The following is a 17,044-nucleotide window of genomic DNA, read 5'->3' as shown; positions in this document are numbered from 1 at the left end:
CAGGCAGGAAAAGCCGCTAGGCCTGGGTCCGCGGGGTGCGGACCCAGGGCTCCAGCGCTACTTGGGATAGCCGGCGCGCTTCATTTCCCGGGCGGTGGACTGCTGCGCCGCCTGCAGCGCCTGCTCGACCGACATCTGCCCGGTGAGGGCCGCGGCGAACAGCTTGCCTACCGAGGTGCCGATGGCCTGGAACTCGGGGATGGTCACGTACTGGATGCCCACATAGGGCACCGGCTTGGCCGAGGGATGGGCCGGGTCGGCGTGCTGCAGCATGTCCAGCGAGACCTTGGCGAAGGGCGCCGCGTCCATGTAGGCCTGGCTGTAGGTGGACTTGCGGGTACCCGGCGGCACGTTGGCGATGCCGTCCTTGTCCGCGACCAGCTTGGCGTAGTCCTTGGAGGTGGCCCAGGTCACGAAGGTCTTGGCGGCATCCTTGTGCTTGGAGGAAGTCGGGATACCCAGGGACCAGGCGTACAGCCAGGAGGAGCCCTTGTCGGTGACCTCGCGCGGCGAGCCGGCGAAGCCGACGCTGTCGGCGACCTTGCTCTGGCTCTTGTCCATGGTGAAGGAGCCGGCGACGCTGGCATCGACCCAGATGGCGCACTTGCCGCTGTTGAACAGCGCCAGGTTCTCGTTGAAGCCGTTGCTGGAGGCGCCTGGTGGACCGTACTTCTTCATGTTGGTGACGTAGTAGTTGGCCGCCGCGGTCCATTCCGGACCGGTGAATTCCGGTTGCCACTTCTCGTCGAACCAGCGCGCGCCGAAGGCGTTGGCCATGGTGGTGACCAGGGCCATGTTCTCGCCCCAGCCGGCCTTGCCTCTCAGGCAGAGACCGTACTGGTCCTTGTCCGGCTGGTGCAGCTTGCCGGCGAACTCGGCGATCTGGGTCCAGGTGGGCTGGGCGGGCATGGTCAGGCCGGCCTGCTGGAACAGGTCCTTGCGGTAATAGGTGATGGAGCTTTCGGCGTAGAAGGGCAGCGCATAGAGGGTGCCCTTGACCGACAGGCCTTCGCGAACCGACGGGAAGAGGTCGTCCAGGTCGTAGTTGGCGGGCAGGTCCTTCATGGGCTCCAGCCAGTTCTGGGCGCCCCAGAGGCCGGTCTCGTACATGCCGATGGTCAGGACGTCGAACTGACCGCCCTGGGTGGCGATATCGGTGGTCAGCCGCTGCCGCAGCACGTTTTCCTCGAGCACCACCCAGTTGAGCTTGATGTCGGGGTGCTGTTCTTCGAAGGTCTTGGACAGCCGCTGCATGCGGATCATGTCGCTGTTGTTGACGGTGGCGATGGTGACCGTTTCAGCGGCCTGGAGGGCCAGCGAGAAGGTCAGGCCTGCAGAGAGGGTGACAGCGGACAATAAAAGCGCTTTTGGTGTTGTTTTCATCTTGCACTCCGCGTCCTGTGCAACTGCAGCAGACGCTTTTCTTGTTGTTGTAACCCACTACGCGGCCGGCTGTGACGGCCTTTGCAGCGGAAGCCACGGACCGATTACAGCCCGTTGCCGCCCGGGAAACAAATGCTGAAAGACACCAAAATCGGTATTTTTTTGCACATCCGCGCAAGGCTGCGCGGGACGTGCGATCCGGCCGGCGGCTCTGCCTAGAGACTTTCCGCCTTGACCTTGGTGATGCCGTCCTCGCGATAAAGCTGCAAGGTTCCGGGGGTGGATTCGATCACCCGCTCGTTTTCGATGAGGAAGGAATAGACCGGCGTCGCACTGCCCGGGGCGCGCAGGTTGCGATATTCGTAGACCACCAGGCGATCGAGCTGCGCGACCCGCTGCGGCGAGCCGAAACTCTGCCGGAGTTGTTCCTGGGTACGGCCGCCGAATTGCGACGGATCGGCCGGGGGCTGCGTGGGAGCCGAGCTGCAGGCCGACAGGGCGGCGAACAGGAGAAGGGACAGGCGTTTCATGACGGCTCCGCGTGCAGGTTGAAAGGGCAGAGGAGTTGAGCTGCCCGTAGAACCAGACGGACCTGAAAAAAAGCGATTCATTCCCCAGACAGGATCAAAAAGCATACGAATGGGAAACCATCCGTCGACATCAATCCAACGGACTAGAATACCCAGCGTTGCTCTTGAGCAAGGGTTCGATGTTCGTTCAGCCAGCGGGCGCCATTGACTGGCTGCCGACTGTCGCGCAACTGGGCGTCAGTTCTGGCAGGGATGGCATCGGTACTCGAGAGGGGGACCTGAAGGGTGAGGTCCGCCAGCTTGAGCGGCGGTACGGCGGGGAGGGTGGCAGCTTCGGCATGAAAGGCGGCGAAGGTTGCGATGACGCTGGCCAGAATACGAATTCCCATTCCTTGGGTCTCCTGGTAGATCCGAAGCGCGAATCTACCATTCCACTGCCTATTTGGTTCCCGCTTAGTCTGACGTTACTGCGTATTTGTGATCCCGTTCGTCATCCTCGATACCGGTCGGTCACGCTACCGACAAGCGGATGCCGGGTCGCTCAGGCGACCGGTAGCGGCTCGCGGTGCTTGGCCGCCAGATAAGCGAAGAGCGGCGGGCAATCCGACACCAGGCTGACCAGGGTCTGGCCACCGGCGGGCTCTTGCCGCAACAGCACCTTCTCGCCTCGCACGTTGAGATAGAGGGTGTATTCCGGCGTGCTGGACTGAGCCATGAATCCTTCGCCCATCAGGGCGCTGCCCAGGGCCATCCGCTGTGGCAGATCGCAACTGCCCTGCCACTGGAAGGCACGAATGCCAAGGTTCTCCAGGGTTTCGGCAACGGCGCAGTCGATGCTCAACGGCGGATGATCGAAGAGCGGAAATTCCTGCGACAGCAACTCGAGATGGCGTTCCAGACCTTCGAAATGCTGTCTGGGAATCAGTCGCCGCAACTGCTGCAGCTGACCATTGCCGTGGAATAGCGAAGTTTGTGCGGTCATGGCGTCCTCCCGGTACAACGAGCACTCAACTGTTCTGACGGCGGCGAGCGGATTTGGTGCGGTCCGTCGCTGCATTTCGCCGTCCTGAGTGCCAATACCCGACAGCCTGCGCCGCCGAGATGACACGGCCATGACCAGGGGCTTCTAGTCGGACCTTTGCCGACATCGGCAGAATTTGGCCAGTGCACGGCCACGGTCTGACCGGGGCCAGCGTCAAGGGCGCTGACGGGCAGGATCGCGACTATTCTTTTCCACCGGTGGAACTGGCACCCTGACGCCTTTTCCCGTTCCAGGAGCGCTCATGACCGCTATCGCCCCCGCCATTGCCGAACGCTACCGCGTTGTCCAGGACATCGCCCGGGAAGCGGCGCAGCTCGGCCTCGACTTCTATCGCCGGCGCGGTGCGCTGCAGGTGGACCACAAGGGCAGCGACCTGCAGGACGTGGTGAGCATCGCCGACAAGACGCTGGAGGAGCTCATCCGCCAACGCCTGATCGAGCGCTTTCCGGAGGATGGCCTGCTGGGCGAGGAGGGCGGCGCCACCGACCTGTCCGCGCCCTACCTCTGGGTCATAGACCCCATCGACGGCACCGCGCCCTTTCTCAACGGCCTGCACAACTGGTGCGTGTCCATCGGCCTGATGCACGAGGGCGAGCCCTTGCTCGGCGCCATCATGGATCCGAATCACGACGAACTCTTCCATGGCCTGCGCGGGCACGGCGCCTTCGTCAACGGCCAGCCGCTGCGCGTCCATGCGGCCACCGAGATCCGCCAGGGCCTGACCGGGCTGGGTACCACTCATAGACGCGGCAAGGAACACTTCCTGCCGTTCGTGACCGGTCTGCTGGCAGAGGGGGGGCAATTCTTCCGCAATGGCTCGGGTGCCCTGATGACGGCCTATGTCGCCGCCGGCCGGCTGATCGGCTATTACGAAACCCTGATCCATGGCTGGGACTGCCTGGCGGGCCTGGTCCTGATCCAGGAGGCAGGGGGGCGCCACAACGCGTTCCTGCGCAACGATGGCCTGGTCAATGGCAATCCCCTGCTGGTGGCGGCGCCCGGTGTCTACGATCAGCTCGCCGCGCTGGTCGGGCCGTCGCTGGACGCTTGAGCGAAACGACCCGGAAGCGCTCGCCTTTCAATGTCCGGAGGAATGCCGATGAAAGACCGAACCAGGACAGTGCTGTTCGCGACCAGCCTGTTGCTGCCCGGCATGGCTGTGGCGGCCGACGGCGGCTGCGCGGCGAAGCGCCTGACGCTGGAGCGGCAGATCGCCCAGGCGCAGGCGCAAGGCGATGCAGGGCGGCTGGCGGGGTTGCGGCGGGCACTCGGCGCGGTGCAAGCGCATTGCACCGACGCCGGCCTGCGCCAGCAGCGGCTGGACGTCATCCAGGCCCGGAGCCGCGAGGTGGCCGAGCGAGAACGGGATCTGCGTAGCGCCCAGGCCAAGGGCGACGCCGACAAGATCCAGGTGCGCACCCGAAAGCTGGCCGAGGCGCGCCGTGAACTGGAAGAGGCCCGCGCCAGGGCGGACCGCTGAGCGATCTCAGCGCGTTTCCTTGCGATAGATGCTCGGCTTCCAGTAGTCCTTGAGCAGCAGGTGCAGGGGGCCGCGCCAGCCGCGCTTGCGCAACTGCCAGGCGATCAGCACGTTCATGATGCCGTGCCCCAGCAGCAGTACCGAACCGTGGCGTTCGGCCAGTTCGATGAGGTGATCGGCCGCCTGGCCGGCGCGTACCGAGGAACTGCCGATGGACTCGGTATGGGCGGCGAAACCCAGGAACCAGGCGGATCTGAACAGCAGGCGCCAGGCCTTGACCGGCAGTCGCGGCGTATCCAATTCCAGATAGGGCAGGTGGGCTTCGGCATAGCGGTCATCCACCGGGCTGCCGGGGCGCCCCATCAGGTACTCGAGCGAGCGCACGCAGCGACTCAGGGGACTGCTCACCACGTAACCCGCCTCTTGCGCCAGCCGCCGCGTCTCCGCGGGCTCCTGGCCTGCGGGCACCGGCGCCTTCTGATAGCGCGCGACCCAGTCCTTCATCTCCCTTGGAGTGCAGCGGGCCTTGCTGGATAGATCGGGCTTGCCGTGACGGACCAGAATGATCTGCATGAAAGGTGACCTTGGAAAGATTGCTCACTAGACCGCTGCCGGTGCCGTTCGTCTCGCGGGGTCGTGATGGCATGACTAGTGGCCAGGTGCCATTCGTACTACTTTGCGTGCCGCTTGGCTTGTTTATCTGGTAGAAGGTGACTGGGTTCACGAGTCTGGAGCCCTGACCGCTGCGCAGCAGGCCGCTTCAAGGTTCCATCCGAGGTCCTGCCGGCAATCCGTCGCCCTCACGGCGGCCACGCCCTTCCATCCAGGGACCAGGAAAGCATGAAGACAACACTGTTCGCATTGGCGCTGCTCGGGCTGCAATTGCTGGGGTCTGCGCCGGTCACGGCCGCGGAAGAGGCACATGTGGCGCTGATCAAGAGCGTCTCGGGCAGCGTCAAGGTCCTGCGCCAGAATGCCACCCTGGACGCTCAGGCCGGTACCACCCTGGAGGTGGCCGATCGCCTGCAGGCCGGTCCGGATGCCACCGCCGCCATCGTCTTTCTCGACGGCACCCTGCTCACCCTGGGCAGCGACGCCGATGTGCAATTGCGTGACTATCTCTTCGAGCCCAAGCGCAGTCGCTATGGCTTCTCGCTGTACCTGACCAAGGGCTCCGCCATCTACTCGTCCGGCAAGATCGGCAAGGTCGCCCCCGACACGGTCAAGATCGAAACGCCGACCGCTACCATCGGCGTGCGCGGCACCCGTTTCCTGGTCCAGGCCCAATGAACGCGATGGTCGCTGTCGCGTCCCCTGGGCGTCTGCTGCTGAGCGTGCTGTTGTCCGCGCTGCTGCTGGGCGGCTGTGCCAGTCCGCCGCCGCCGCAGACGCGGGTCATCCTCATGCCCGATGAAGACGGCCATGTCGGCGCCGTTTCGGTAACCAGCCCGGCCGGTCGCCAGGCCATCGACCAGGGCTTCGGCGAGGTCACGGTGGGCGCACCGGGGCAGGCGCCGACCGCTGTGCAGGCGGTCGCCCAACCCCTTTTCGAGCAGCAGCATCGACAGGTGCTGGCGGCTCAGCCGTCGCCGCCGAAGACCTACATCCTCAACTTCCTCTCCGACAGCATGGAGCTCACGCCGCAGTCCAAGGCGCTCCTCCCTGAGGTGCTGGAAACGGCACGGCAGCGCATCCCCACGGAGATTTCGGTTTTCGGCCATGCGGATGGCTCGGGAGCGCCTTCCTACAACCTCGACCTCTCGGGGCAGCGTGCCCGCAAGGTGGCCGGTCTGCTGCAGCGGCTCGATCCCAAGTTGCGTATCAATGTCGAGTTTTTCGGCGATACCGTGCCCCTGGTGCCGACCCGTCCCGGCAAATCCGAGCCGCGCAACCGGCGTGTCGAAGTCCTGATTCTCTAGGTTCGCGGGCATGAACTCCGTTGCGACCCTGCTGCGCCGGCGCGCGCCCTGGATGTTCCTGGTCAGCCTGGGGCTGTCGCTGGCCTTCGGCCTCGCTGCCCTGGCGCAGTTGCCGCCGCTGCAGTACCTCGATCGCCTGGCCTACGACCAGCTCAGTCGCCTTGCGGCCAGCACCGAGGATGCCACGGATGTCCAGGTGGTCAGCATCGACGAGGCGAGTCTGGCGGCGCTCGGGCAGTGGCCCTGGCCCCGCTACCGGGTCGCTCAGCTGCTCTCCCGCATCGCCGAGGCCGAGCCGGCGGCGATCGCCGTGGATGTCCTGTTCAGCGAGCCGGACCGGACCTCGCTCAAGGCCTTGCAGCAGAGTTTCCGCGACGACTTCGGTGTGGACCTGAACTTTTCCGGAGTGCCTGCGGAATTGCAGGACAATGACGGTTATCTCGGCTACGTCATGGGGCAGACGGGGGCCGTCGGCGCCCGTTTCTTCTTTCTCGATCTGCAGCAACCCGTCTCCGGCGGACTGCGGCCAGGGGTCGGCTTCACCGGCGACCTCGACGCCCTTCAGCTGCCCGCAGCCAGCGGCGCGCTGGACAACGTGGCCCCCATCGCCAGCCAGACGCGCTTCAGCGGCTTCATCAACAGCCAGCGTGACAGCGATGGCATCCTGCGGCGCGTCCCCCTGCTGCTCAGCCACCAGGGCATCCTCCATCCGAGTCTGGCGCTGGCCGCCACCCTGCGCGCCCTGGGGCTGAACGAGGCGGTGGTGGATAGCGGCCTTGCCGGGCCGATGCTGCGACTCGGCGATCACCGGCTGCCACTCGATCGCGAAGGCCAGGCGCTGCTGCGGCTGCACAGCGGGGCCGAGCACTATCCGGAGGTCTCGGCAGTGGCGGTGCTCAGCGGCGCGGTGGCGCCGGCCACCCTCAAGGGCAAGGTCGTCTTCGTCGGCGTCTCGGCCGCAGGCTTCAACGACCTGCACACGACGGCGCTGGGCCAGATCTTTTCCGGTGTCAGGCTGCAGGCCGCCCTGACCCAGGAGCTGCTGGACGATGCCCTGGTACGGATTCCCCAGTTCGCCGGCGTGCTGCAACTGGTGCTATGCCTGACCGGCGGCCTGCTGCTCGCCGTTGGCTTTCTCTTCAATCGCAGTCAGCGTCGCTTCGCCCTGCTGGCGGCCGCCTTGATCGTCCTGCCGCAACTGCTGGGCGCCTGGCTGTTCGTTCGCCATGACGTCTTCCTGCCGCTGGCCGCGCCTCTGCTGCTGGTGGCGATGCTCTCGGCGCTGGCGCTGATCACCCGGATCATCCTGGCGCGTCAGCACGAAGAGCGCTGGCGCCGGCAGCTGGAACGCTCGCGGCAGGTCACCATCGAGTCCATGGCGGCGGTCGCCGAAACCCGCGATCCCGAAACCGGTGCCCATATCAAGCGCACCCAGTACTACGTTCGCGCCATCGCCGAGCAGTTGCGGCTGTCCGGCCACGCGCCGGAGCAACTCACGCCCGATTACATCAAACTGCTGTTCCTGTCCGCGCCCCTGCACGACATCGGCAAGGTCGGCGTGCCGGATGCCATCCTGCTCAAGCCCGGCCGGCTGACCCCGGAGGAGATGCAGGTGATGCAGCGGCATGCCGAATTCGGTCGGCAGATCATCCTCAGCACGGCCAGCCATCTGGAGGATGACAACTTTCTCGCCCTGGCCGCCGAGATCGCCAGCACCCACCACGAGAAGTGGGATGGCAGCGGCTATCCCAACGGATTGTCCGGTACCGGCATCCCGCTGGCGGGGCGGATCATGGCGGTGGCCGATATCTACGACGCCCTGATCAGCCGGCGCTGCTACAAGGAGCCGTTCAGCCATGCGGATTCGCTGCAGATGATGCGCGAGATGCGCGGCAGCACCTTCGATCCCCTGGTGCTCGACGCCTTCCTGGCCATCGAGCCGCAGATCTGCGCCATCGCCCAGCGCTTTCACGATGAGGGAGTGGGTGGCTCCAGGCGGCTGGTTTGAACCGGCCCACCGCCGTCTGTAGTTTCCCCAGCCCTCCATTTCCAATTCCGCCTTCACAACAGCGACAGACCACCGCTCGCGCAACAGCTTTGCCCACTGCCGCGCAAGGTAGGCAGGTCAGTCCCTGTTTCCTTGAAACATTTTCTCGAAAATAGTCAGGACAGGGCGATGGAAGGCTGACACCGGCAGAGGCGCGTCCTTGAGCGCTTCCGGAGCGGAATCGGCTGATTTGCGTTCGCTTATGATATTAATTTGCATTTACAGATGCATTCAGGTTGCATAGCCTGCGTTCCGCCGCGCAAGACGGCAATGGATACCGGTCCCTGGAAAGCCTCCAGCGAGTCCTTACGTGGGGTACGGACGGGTCGGTGTCTCCCTAGAGGACGACCAACGACATGCAGCTCTTCTCCCTTCGTCTCATCGCGCTTTCCGTCTCCCTGGGCGTGGCGACCCTCGCCCAGGCCGCCCCCGTGGCGCTGTCGCAACCGGCGCAGCCGCTGGCCGATGCCTTGCAGAGTTTCGCGCGCGCGAGTGGCTTCCAGGTGAACTACGATCCTGCTGCCCTGGTGGGCAAGCGAGCGCCGGCACTGGCGGGGCGGATGGAGCCGGATGTCGCCCTGCAGCGCCTGCTGGCGGGCAGTAGCCTGGCGGCCTCGGTCAGCGACTCGGTCGCGACCGTCGCCCCGGTGGCCACCCAGGCGGCGGCCGGCAGCGTGGCGCTGGAGGCCACCACCATCAGCGCGGACGATGGCTCCCTGACGGGCCGGACGACCACCGAAGGGACACGCTCCTACACCACCGGCGCCATGAGCACCTCCACCGGCCTGCCCCTGTCGATCCGGGAGACGCCGCAGTCGGTGAGCGTCATCACCCGGCAGCGCATGGAAGACCAGGGCATGACCGATCTCAATGATGTGGTCAGATATGCCCCGGGCGTAACGCTGCGCAAATTCGGCGGCGACCGCCAGGAATTCCTCTCCCGCGGCTTCCGCATCGACAACGTCATGTACGACGGCCTGCCCACCACGGCCGGGACCTTCACCCTCGACAGTCTGTCCTCGGCCGATCTGTCCATCTACGACCGTGTCGAGGTGGTTCGCGGTGCCACCGGCCTAATGACCGGCGCCGGCGATCCTTCGGCCACCCTTAATCTGGTGCGCAAGCGCCCGACCGCCTTCCCCCAGGTCAGCGTCACCACCAGCGCCGGCAGCTGGGACCGCTACCGTACCGAGGTCGACGCCTCCAACAAGCTCAACGAAGCCGGCACCCTGCGCGGTCGCGCCGTGGCCGCCTATGAAGACGGCCACAGCTTCCAGGACGTGCGCGAGCGCAAGCGCCAGACCTTCTATGGCGTCCTCGAAGCGGATCTCAGCGACGCCACCACCTGGACCATCGGCGCGTCCAAGCAGCGCGAGGACAAGACCTCCGACTGGGGCAGCCTGCCCAGCGGTCCCAATGGGGAAAACCTGCACCTGTCGCGCTCTACCTTCCTGAGCGGCGACTGGGCCTACTGGGATCAGGACAACTACACCCTGTTCTCCGACATCACCCACACCTTCGACAACGGCTGGAAGGCCAAGCTGGCGGCGCAGCAGGTCTGGGCCAATTCCGATACCTACTCCAACTACCTGACGTCCACGGCCGCGGACTTTAGCTACAGCTCGGTCAGTGACTTTGGTACCGCCTCCGGCGCCTATCGCACCGATTCCGATCAGCTCAACCTTGATGCTTCGGTGAGCGGGCCTTTCCAGTTGCTGGGTCGCGAGCACGAACTGATGGCCGGGATCAGTCGGCGGCAGGACAAGTTCTATCAGCGTGGCGGCTACTCGGGTGCCACTCCGGTGGACATCTACAACTTCCGCCCCAGCAGCATCCCCAAGCCGGCCAAGGACAGCCTGACACCCTATGCCAGCAAGAACACCACCACCGAAGAGGCGGTGTATGCGGCAGCGCGCTTCAATCCGGTGGACCCGCTGCACGTCATCGTCGGGGGACGAGTCAGCTGGTATGACTTCGACAACCTCTACAGCGACAACGACTACAAGGCCACCCGCGAAGTCACGCCCTATGCCGGCATCATCTACGACCTGAACGACATCTATTCGATCTATGCCAGCTATACCGAGATCTTCAAGCCGCAAAGCGAGCAGAACTCCGGAGGTTCGGTCCTCGAGCCGATGACTGGCAGAAGCTACGAGATCGGTCTCAAGGGTGCCTATTTCGATGGCGCGCTGAATGCCTCCGTGGCGCTGTTCGACACCATCCAGGAGAATCGTGCCTACCTGCCAGCCAACCAGGCTACCTTCTGCCCTGGCTACCCCGCGCAGAGCTGTTACAGCGCTGCGGGCGAGGTCCGCAGTCGCGGGATCGACGCGGAAATCTCCGGTCAACTGACGCCAAACTGGCAGGCGTCTGCGGCCTATACCCTGGTCCTCAGCCAATACACCAAGGATGTCACCTACGAGGATCGCCGCTTCGCGCCCGAGCAGCCCAAGCACCTGTTCAAGGCCGCCACCAGCTACCAACTCACGGGTAGCCTGAGCAACTGGCGTATCGGTGCCGATCTGCAGGCTCAGAGCGAGACCTTCGAGCGCGTCGGCACCGGCGAAGCCAAGCAGGATGGCTATGCCCTGGTGGGTCTGATGGCCGGTTACCGCTTCAACGAGCACTGGGATGGCCGGGTCAACTTCAACAACATCTTCGACGAGAAATACTGGCAGGGCATCCCGACGGGTACCGGAAGTGGCACCTACGGCGATCCCCGCAACGTCATGCTCAGCCTGAAGTGGACGCTGTAACCGGCAAGTGACTCGCACGCTTCGCTCTTGTCCGATCCCCCGGACCTGGGCGAAGCTGCGGACTTCCGCGAAGGAGTGCCACCCATGTCCAGCTCGCTCGTCCACCTGGAACGCTATGCCGATCGTCACGCCGAGGGCCTGGCCGCCCTTTATGGCGATCCGGTAGTGGCGCGACAGGTGCTGCAATTGCCCTATCAGACCGCCGAGCAATGGCGGCAACGGCAGAGTGCCGAGCGCGAAGGCCGGGTGGCGCTGGTCGCCCTGCAGCAGGGGCGGGTCGTGGGCAGCGCCAGTCTCGAACAGCAGCCGCGTATTCGCCGCCAGCATTGTGGTGCCATCGGTATGGGCGTGGCCCGGGATTGCCAGGGGCAGGGCATAGGCACCCAGCTGCTGACGGCGCTGCTCGACCTCGCCGACAACTGGATGAATCTGCAACGGGTCGAGCTGACGGTTTTCAGCGACAACGAGCCGGCCCTGGCGCTCTATCGCAAGCTCGGTTTCGAAGAAGAAGGTCTGCTGCGGCGCTATGCCCTGCGCGATGGGGTGTTCACCGACGTCTACAGCATGGCGCGCTTCAAGCCCTGATCGGGTGTATGAAAGAAACTTGAGTTCATCACAAGAAACCTGAGTTTGTTTCATGCGTCGCGCGAGAAGACAATCTCCAGCCTGTCAGGTGGAGGTGTGCAATGGTCAAGATTCATTCCCAGGGTTCCGCGCGCAGCGAGCAACAGGGTGACGCGTCCCTGGCGTCTCTCGACAATTGCGACCGCGCCGCCCTGATCGCCCAGGGACGCGAGCAGCGTCGGCAGGCGTGGCGTGCCCAGCAGGCTGCGGGGTGTGAGTGGCTTACGGTAGGCGACTTTGGCTGGGGCGATCGGGTGCTGGCGCACTCCTATCTGGTAGGCGCTGCCGCCCATGTCGAGCCGGCGGACGATCACGGGTTCGCCGGCACCTGTCAGGTTCCCGTATTCACCTCGGACCAGTCCTTTGCCATCGGCTGGGAACAGCTTTTCGATGAGGTCGCCGAGGCCCAGGCGCTCGGTCTGGCCGTCAAGCCGATAATCCTCGGGCCGCTGAGCTATCTGTGGCTTGGTCGCGCACTCGATCCCGCCTTCGACCGCCTCGAGCTGCTGGAGTCGCTGCTGCCGGTCTACGGCGAGATCTTCGCGCGGTTGGCCGCCCAGGGCGTGGAATGGATCCAGCTCGACGAGCCGCTGCTGGCGCTGGAGCTGCCGCTGGCCTGGCGTACCGCCTTCGAAAGGGCCTACAACCTGCTGCAACGCGAGCCGCTGAAGAAGCTGCTGGGCGTGCGTCACGGTGAGTTGATCGACAACCTGGGCCTGGCTGCCGCTCTGCCGGTGGAGGGGCTGCATGTCGACTGGCCGCGTTCGGTCCAGGCCCAGCAGGGTCTGCTCGATCGGCTGCCGGCCTACAAGACGCTGTCGCTGGGCCTGGTCGAAGACACCGAGGCCGGGCAGATCGGTCAGCAGCGGCGGCTGCAATTCGCCCAGCAGATCGGCGAACGCCTGCAGGAGCGCCTCTGGCTGTCGCCCGCGGTCTTTACCGGGGATGCGGACACGGCCCAGGCCGCTGCTCTGACAACCGAATTCAACGCTCTGGTGCGGACCGCTCGCCAGGCAGCCGTGGACAAGCCGGTAGCGCCCAGGCAGCAGCCCTGGTCGGCGATCGAAGCGGCCTTGGCCAGGCTGGGCGCCGCCCAGTCCGGGCTGGTGTCGTCCTGAATCAGCGGTGGGCGGTCAGCAGCAGACCGCCTGCGCCGGCAAAGAAGGCTCCGGTAGCCTGATTGAGGCGGCGGACCCCGCGGGGTCCGCGGATGAAGCGGCGGATCTGCCGGCCGAACAGACCATAGATGAAGGCCGCGACCATTTCCGCGAACAGATGGGTGCCACCCAGGTAGACGAACTGCTGGGTCGTCGGCTGAGTGGGGTCGATGAACTGCGGAAAGACCGCGGCGAACAGCAGGATCGCCTTGGGATTGCTGATGCCGATGAGGAATTCCTGCAGCATCAGCCGGTGCAGCGCCCGCGGTTGGGCCACCCCGGTCTCGGTCAGGTCCAGGCCGTCGAAGGCCCGGCTGCGCCAGCTCTTCACGCCGAGGTAGAGCAGGTAGAGCGCGCCGATCCACTTGATGACGGTGAAGGCCGTCTCCGAAGCCAGCAGCATGGCGCCCAGGCCCACCGCCGAGATCACCAGGAAGATCACGAAGGCCACATCGCGACCCAGGGCCGCCAAGCCCGCGGTCACCGCGCCATGGCGGATGCCATTGCCGAGCGAGCAGAAGTTGTTGGGGCCGGGGGTCAGGGCGATGAGCAGGGCGACCGGAAAGAACAGCAGGGCATCGACGAGGTTCATGGCGGTCGCCTGGCGCGCCACGCAGGCGCTGAAGAGGAGGGTGGTCGGCTATTTAAACCGTCTTTCCACGCCTTTCTCCACCAGAATCTTCGCCGAGATCTCCTCCACGGAAAAATGCGTGGTGTTGATGAAGGAAATGTTCTCGCGACGGAACAGACTCTCCACCTCGCGCAGTTCGAATTCGCACTGGGCGAAGCTCGCATAGCGACTGTTGGGCCGGCGCTCGTGGCGGATCGCCGCCAGGCGCTCGGCGTCGATGGTCAGGCCGAACAGCTTGTCCTTGTAGGTCTTGAGCGAGGCGGGCAGCTGCAGGCGCTCCATGTCCTCTTCGGTCAGCGGATAGTTCGCCGCGCGGATGCCATATTGCAGCGCCATGTAGAGGCAGGTCGGCGTCTTGCCGCAGCGCGAGACCCCCACCAGGATCAGATCGGCCTGCGCATAGTGGGTCGTGCGGGCGCCGTCGTCGTTTTCGAGTGCGAAATTGACGGCCTCGATCCGCTCCATGTAGTGACTATTGTGCATGATCGAATGTGACTTCCCTACCGAATACGAAGATTCGGCGGAAAGTTCCCGTTCGAGCGGGGATAAAAACGTGGAGAAGATGTCGATCATGAACCCGTTCGACTGGTCCAGAATGGCCCGGATGTCACGGTTGACGATGGTATCGAAGATGATGGGTCGCGCACCGTCCTGGACGGCGGCGGCATTGATCTGCTGTACCATCGCCCTGGCCTTGTCCAGCGTATCCACGTAGGGGCGCGTGATCTTTCTGAAGGTGATGTCCCCGAACTGGGCCAGGAGGCTCTGACCGAGGGTTTCGGCCGTGATGCCGGTACCGTCGGAAATGAAAAAGGCGGTTCGTTGCATGGAGGGACGTCCTGGTGGCGTACGGGGCAGGGATCGCTGCACTGTAACCTACCGCCGTCCACTGTCCATGGGGCGGGCGCCGAGGCGTACTGCTTTCCCACAAAGACACAAGATGGAGAGAAGACCTTGGACGAGTATGTAATTTCACTGGAGCAGCTTGGCGTACACGACGTCGAGCGCGTGGGCGGCAAGAACGCATCTCTCGGCGAGATGATCGCCAACCTGGCCAACGCGGGCGTCTCCGTGCCGGGCGGGTTCGCCACCACGGCCCAGGCCTATCGCGATTTCCTTGAGCAGAGCGGGCTGAACGAGCGTATCCACGCCGCCCTCGATGCCCTGGATGTCGACGACGTCGTCGCCCTGGCCAAGACTGGCGCCCAGATCCGCCAGTGGGTCATGGATGCACCCTTCCCCGAGCGCCTGGACGCCGAGATTCGCCGGGCCTTCGCCGAGATCTCGGCAGGCAACCCCAATCTCGCCGTGGCCGTGCGCTCTTCGGCGACCGCCGAAGACCTGCCGGATGCCTCCTTTGCCGGCCAGCAGGAAACCTTCCTCAACATCCGCGGCGTCGACAACGTTATTCGCGCGGCCAAGGAAGTCTTCGCCTCCCTCTTCAATGACCGCGCCATCGCCTACCGCGTCCACCAGGGCTTCGATCACAAGCTGGTCGCCCTGTCCGCCGGCGTGCAGCGCATGGTGCGTTCGGAAACCGGCGCCGCCGGCGTGCTCTTCACCCTGGATACCGAATCCGGCTTCCGCGATGCGGTCTTCGTCACCGCCGCCTATGGCCTGGGCGAGACCGTGGTGCAGGGCGCGGTGAACCCGGACGAATTCTATGTCCACAAGCCCACCCTGGAAGCCGGTCGCCCGGCCATCCTCAGACGCAACCTGGGCAGCAAGGCGATCAAGATGGTCTATGGCGAAGAAGCCAAGGCCGGCCGCTCGGTCCGTACCGTCGATGTCGAGCCCGCGGATCGCGCGCGTTTCTCGATCACCGACGCCGAGGTCACCGAACTGTCCAAGCAGGCGCTGATCATCGAGCGCCACTATGGACGGCCGATGGACATCGAGTGGGCCAAGGACGGCGACGACGGCAAGCTCTACATCGTCCAGGCCCGTCCTGAAACCGTGAAGAGCCGGGCCAGCGTCACCGTCATGGAGCGCTACCTGCTCAAGGACAAGGGCCAGGTGCTGGTGGAAGGCCGTGCCATCGGCCAGCGCATCGGCGCCGGCAAGGTCAAGATCATCCGCGACGTCAGCGAGATGGATCGCGTCCAGCCCGGCGATGTCCTGGTTTCGGACATGACCGACCCCGACTGGGAGCCGGTGATGAAGCGCGCCAGCGCCATCGTCACCAACCGGGGCGGTCGTACCTGCCACGCCGCCATCATCGCCCGCGAGCTGGGTATCCCGGCGGTGGTCGGCTGCGGCAATGCCACCAGCCTGCTCAAGGAAGGCCAGACCGTCACCGTCTCCTGCGCCGAGGGCGATACCGGCCTGATCTACGAAGGCGAGCTGGACTTCGACATCCGCAAGAGCTCGGTGGATGCCATGCCCGAGTTGCCGTTCAAGATCATGATGAACGTCGGCAACCCCGACCGTGCCTTCGATTTCGCCCAGCTGCCCAACGCCGGCGTGGGTCTGGCGCGCCTCGAATTCATCATCAATCGCATGATCGGCGTGCACCCCAAGGCGCTGCTGAACTACGACAGCCTGCCCTTCGAGGTGAAGGAAAGCGTCGACAAGCGTATCGCCGGCTATTCGGATCCGGTCGGCTTCTATGTCGAGAAGCTGGTGGAAGGGGTCGCCACCCTGGCAGCCGCCTTCTGGCCGAAAAAGGTCATCGTGCGCCTGTCGGACTTCAAGTCCAACGAGTACGCCAACCTGATCGGCGGCAAGCTCTACGAACCCGAGGAAGAGAACCCCATGCTGGGCTTCCGCGGTGCCTCCCGCTACATCAGCGAGAATTTCCGCGACTGCTTCGAGCTGGAATGTCGCGCCATGAAGAAGGTGCGCGAAGAGATGGGCCTGACCAACGTCGAGCTCATGGTGCCCTTCGTGCGCACCCTGGACGAGGCGGCACGGGTGGTCGAGTTGCTCGGCGAGAACGGCCTCAAGCGCGGCGAGAACGACCTGCGCGTGATCATGATGTGCGAGCTGCCCTCCAACGCCCTGCTGGCGGACGAGTTCCTCGAGCACTTCGACGGCTTCTCCATCGGCTCCAACGACCTGACCCAGCTCACCCTGGGCCTGGATCGCGACTCCGGCATCATCGCCCACCTGTTCGACGAGCGTAATCCGGCGGTCAAGAAGCTGCTGGCCAATGCCATCGCCGCCTGCAACCGGGCTGGTAAGTACATCGGCATCTGCGGTCAGGGTCCCTCGGATCACCCGGACCTGGCCAAGTGGCTGATGGAGCAGGGCATCGAGAGCGTCTCGCTCAACCCTGATTCCGTGCTCGACACCTGGTTCTTCCTGGCTGAAGGCAACGCCTGATCCCAGGACTCACCCCGCCTGGCAGGCGGGGTGAGCCTTTCCAGGATTAATTCCCTCATTCCCCACGAAGGTGGCGCCTGCGCCCTGTTCAGGGCCGCCTTTGCCGGAGCGCTTGACCGGAAGCGGTCGCGATCCCTGCAAGAGACGT

Annotated in this window: 16 protein-coding genes; 9 read left to right on the top strand and 7 right to left on the bottom strand. The window is 64.9% G+C overall.

Annotation, left to right across the window (positions count from 1 at the left end; genetic code table 11):
• Window positions 1-57: 57 nt before the first annotated feature.
• The 4 genes from PVZ72_RS03555 to PVZ72_RS03540 form a co-directional block, all read right to left on the bottom strand.
• A complete protein-coding gene (locus PVZ72_RS03555) occupies window positions 58-1,383 on the bottom strand; it encodes an ABC transporter substrate-binding protein (RefSeq protein ID WP_068385265.1) in 1,326 nt (441 codons plus the stop codon).
• Window positions 1,384-1,598: 215 nt separating this feature from the next.
• The gene (locus tag PVZ72_RS03550) at window positions 1,599-1,913 is read right to left on the bottom strand and encodes a hypothetical protein (RefSeq protein WP_133859695.1); all 315 of its coding nucleotides are present in this window, start codon (window positions 1,911-1,913) and stop codon (window positions 1,599-1,601) included.
• Window positions 1,914-2,056: 143 nt separating this feature from the next.
• Window positions 2,057-2,302, bottom strand: coding sequence for a hypothetical protein (locus PVZ72_RS03545; protein ID WP_133859694.1), 246 nt, complete (start codon window positions 2,300-2,302; stop codon window positions 2,057-2,059).
• A gap of 152 nt (window positions 2,303-2,454) precedes the next feature.
• Window positions 2,455-2,895, bottom strand: a complete 441-nt coding sequence (locus PVZ72_RS03540; protein ID WP_133859693.1) for a hypothetical protein — start codon at window positions 2,893-2,895, stop codon at window positions 2,455-2,457.
• Window positions 2,896-3,196: 301 nt separating this feature from the next.
• On the opposite strand from PVZ72_RS03540, the gene PVZ72_RS03535 reads away from it, so the two are divergent.
• Entirely contained in the window at window positions 3,197-4,006 is an 810-nt protein-coding gene (locus PVZ72_RS03535) for an inositol monophosphatase family protein (protein WP_187978788.1), read from the top strand.
• Window positions 4,007-4,054: 48 nt separating this feature from the next.
• Window positions 4,055-4,435, top strand: a complete 381-nt coding sequence (locus tag PVZ72_RS03530) for a DUF1090 domain-containing protein (protein WP_252977081.1) — start codon at window positions 4,055-4,057, stop codon at window positions 4,433-4,435.
• 6 nt (window positions 4,436-4,441) lie between these two features.
• Here the strand turns inward: PVZ72_RS03530 and PVZ72_RS03525 are convergent, their stop codons facing one another.
• Window positions 4,442-5,008 (bottom strand): histidine phosphatase family protein, encoded by a 567-nt coding sequence (locus PVZ72_RS03525; RefSeq protein ID WP_187978790.1) that lies wholly within the window; start codon window positions 5,006-5,008, stop codon window positions 4,442-4,444.
• 267 nt (window positions 5,009-5,275) lie between these two features.
• Between PVZ72_RS03525 and PVZ72_RS03520 the strand changes: the two genes are divergently transcribed.
• The 6 genes from PVZ72_RS03520 to PVZ72_RS03495 all read left to right on the top strand — a co-directional run bounded on the left by PVZ72_RS03520 (window position 5,276) and on the right by PVZ72_RS03495 (window position 12,902).
• Window positions 5,276-5,725 carry a FecR family protein gene (locus PVZ72_RS03520; protein ID WP_187978791.1) on the top strand — a complete coding sequence of 150 codons (450 nt, stop codon included), beginning with the start codon at window positions 5,276-5,278 and terminating at the stop codon, window positions 5,723-5,725.
• Complete coding sequence (locus PVZ72_RS03515; protein WP_133859688.1) at window positions 5,722-6,354, top strand: OmpA family protein; 633 nt, start codon at window positions 5,722-5,724, stop codon at window positions 6,352-6,354. The genes PVZ72_RS03520 and PVZ72_RS03515 overlap by 4 nt, the downstream gene beginning before the upstream one ends.
• A gap of 10 nt (window positions 6,355-6,364) precedes the next feature.
• On the top strand, window positions 6,365-8,362 hold the full coding sequence (locus tag PVZ72_RS03510) for a CHASE2 domain-containing protein (RefSeq protein WP_273861223.1): 1,998 nt from the start codon (window positions 6,365-6,367) through the stop codon (window positions 8,360-8,362).
• Window positions 8,363-8,757: 395 nt separating this feature from the next.
• A complete protein-coding gene (locus PVZ72_RS03505; protein WP_273861222.1) occupies window positions 8,758-11,160 on the top strand; it encodes a TonB-dependent siderophore receptor in 2,403 nt (800 codons plus the stop codon).
• Between the two features lie 84 nt (window positions 11,161-11,244).
• Complete coding sequence (locus PVZ72_RS03500; RefSeq protein WP_133859685.1) at window positions 11,245-11,745, top strand: GNAT family N-acetyltransferase; 501 nt, start codon at window positions 11,245-11,247, stop codon at window positions 11,743-11,745.
• 101 nt (window positions 11,746-11,846) lie between these two features.
• Complete coding sequence (locus PVZ72_RS03495) at window positions 11,847-12,902, top strand: hypothetical protein (RefSeq protein ID WP_273861221.1); 1,056 nt, start codon at window positions 11,847-11,849, stop codon at window positions 12,900-12,902.
• 1 nt (window position 12,903) lies between these two features.
• Here the strand turns inward: PVZ72_RS03495 and PVZ72_RS03490 are convergent, their stop codons facing one another.
• Window positions 12,904-13,533, bottom strand: a complete 630-nt coding sequence (locus PVZ72_RS03490; RefSeq protein WP_273861220.1) for a LysE family translocator — start codon at window positions 13,531-13,533, stop codon at window positions 12,904-12,906.
• A 48-nt stretch (window positions 13,534-13,581) separates the two neighbouring features.
• On the bottom strand, window positions 13,582-14,400 hold the full coding sequence (ppsR, locus tag PVZ72_RS03485; protein ID WP_133859682.1) for a posphoenolpyruvate synthetase regulatory kinase/phosphorylase PpsR: 819 nt from the start codon (window positions 14,398-14,400) through the stop codon (window positions 13,582-13,584).
• A gap of 126 nt (window positions 14,401-14,526) precedes the next feature.
• Between ppsR and ppsA the strand changes: the two genes are divergently transcribed.
• Window positions 14,527-16,896, top strand: coding sequence for a phosphoenolpyruvate synthase (ppsA, locus tag PVZ72_RS03480; RefSeq protein ID WP_273861219.1), 2,370 nt, complete (start codon window positions 14,527-14,529; stop codon window positions 16,894-16,896).
• Window positions 16,897-17,044 lie beyond the last annotated feature (148 nt).

The organism is Pseudomonas sp. LA5 (genome assembly GCF_028640825.1).
GTDB classification, from domain to species: domain Bacteria; phylum Pseudomonadota; class Gammaproteobacteria; order Pseudomonadales; family Pseudomonadaceae; genus Chryseomonas; species Chryseomonas aestiva.
The sequence above is the reverse complement of the archived record's forward strand: the minus strand, read 5'-3'. Positions and strand labels throughout refer to the sequence as shown.

Bases quoted from the DNA above. Each gene is read 5' to 3' on its own strand.
- PVZ72_RS03555 (WP_068385265.1), bottom strand. From the start codon at position 1,383: ATGAAAACAACACCAAAAGCGCTTTTATTGTCCGCTGTCACCCTCTCT.
- PVZ72_RS03550 (WP_133859695.1), bottom strand. From the start codon at position 1,913: ATGAAACGCCTGTCCCTTCTCCTGTTCGCCGCCCTGTCGGCCTGCAGC.
- PVZ72_RS03545 (WP_133859694.1), bottom strand. From the start codon at position 2,302: ATGGGAATTCGTATTCTGGCCAGCGTCATCGCAACCTTCGCCGCCTTT.
- PVZ72_RS03540 (WP_133859693.1), bottom strand. From the start codon at position 2,895: ATGACCGCACAAACTTCGCTATTCCACGGCAATGGTCAGCTGCAGCAG.
- PVZ72_RS03535 (WP_187978788.1), top strand. From the start codon at position 3,197: ATGACCGCTATCGCCCCCGCCATTGCCGAACGCTACCGCGTTGTCCAG.
- PVZ72_RS03530 (WP_252977081.1), top strand. From the start codon at position 4,055: ATGAAAGACCGAACCAGGACAGTGCTGTTCGCGACCAGCCTGTTGCTG.
- PVZ72_RS03525 (WP_187978790.1), bottom strand. From the start codon at position 5,008: ATGCAGATCATTCTGGTCCGTCACGGCAAGCCCGATCTATCCAGCAAG.
- PVZ72_RS03520 (WP_187978791.1), top strand. From the start codon at position 5,276: ATGAAGACAACACTGTTCGCATTGGCGCTGCTCGGGCTGCAATTGCTG.
- PVZ72_RS03515 (WP_133859688.1), top strand. From the start codon at position 5,722: ATGAACGCGATGGTCGCTGTCGCGTCCCCTGGGCGTCTGCTGCTGAGC.
- PVZ72_RS03510 (WP_273861223.1), top strand. From the start codon at position 6,365: ATGAACTCCGTTGCGACCCTGCTGCGCCGGCGCGCGCCCTGGATGTTC.
- PVZ72_RS03505 (WP_273861222.1), top strand. From the start codon at position 8,758: ATGCAGCTCTTCTCCCTTCGTCTCATCGCGCTTTCCGTCTCCCTGGGC.
- PVZ72_RS03500 (WP_133859685.1), top strand. From the start codon at position 11,245: ATGTCCAGCTCGCTCGTCCACCTGGAACGCTATGCCGATCGTCACGCC.
- PVZ72_RS03495 (WP_273861221.1), top strand. From the start codon at position 11,847: ATGGTCAAGATTCATTCCCAGGGTTCCGCGCGCAGCGAGCAACAGGGT.
- PVZ72_RS03490 (WP_273861220.1), bottom strand. From the start codon at position 13,533: ATGAACCTCGTCGATGCCCTGCTGTTCTTTCCGGTCGCCCTGCTCATC.
- ppsR (WP_133859682.1), bottom strand. From the start codon at position 14,400: ATGCAACGAACCGCCTTTTTCATTTCCGACGGTACCGGCATCACGGCC.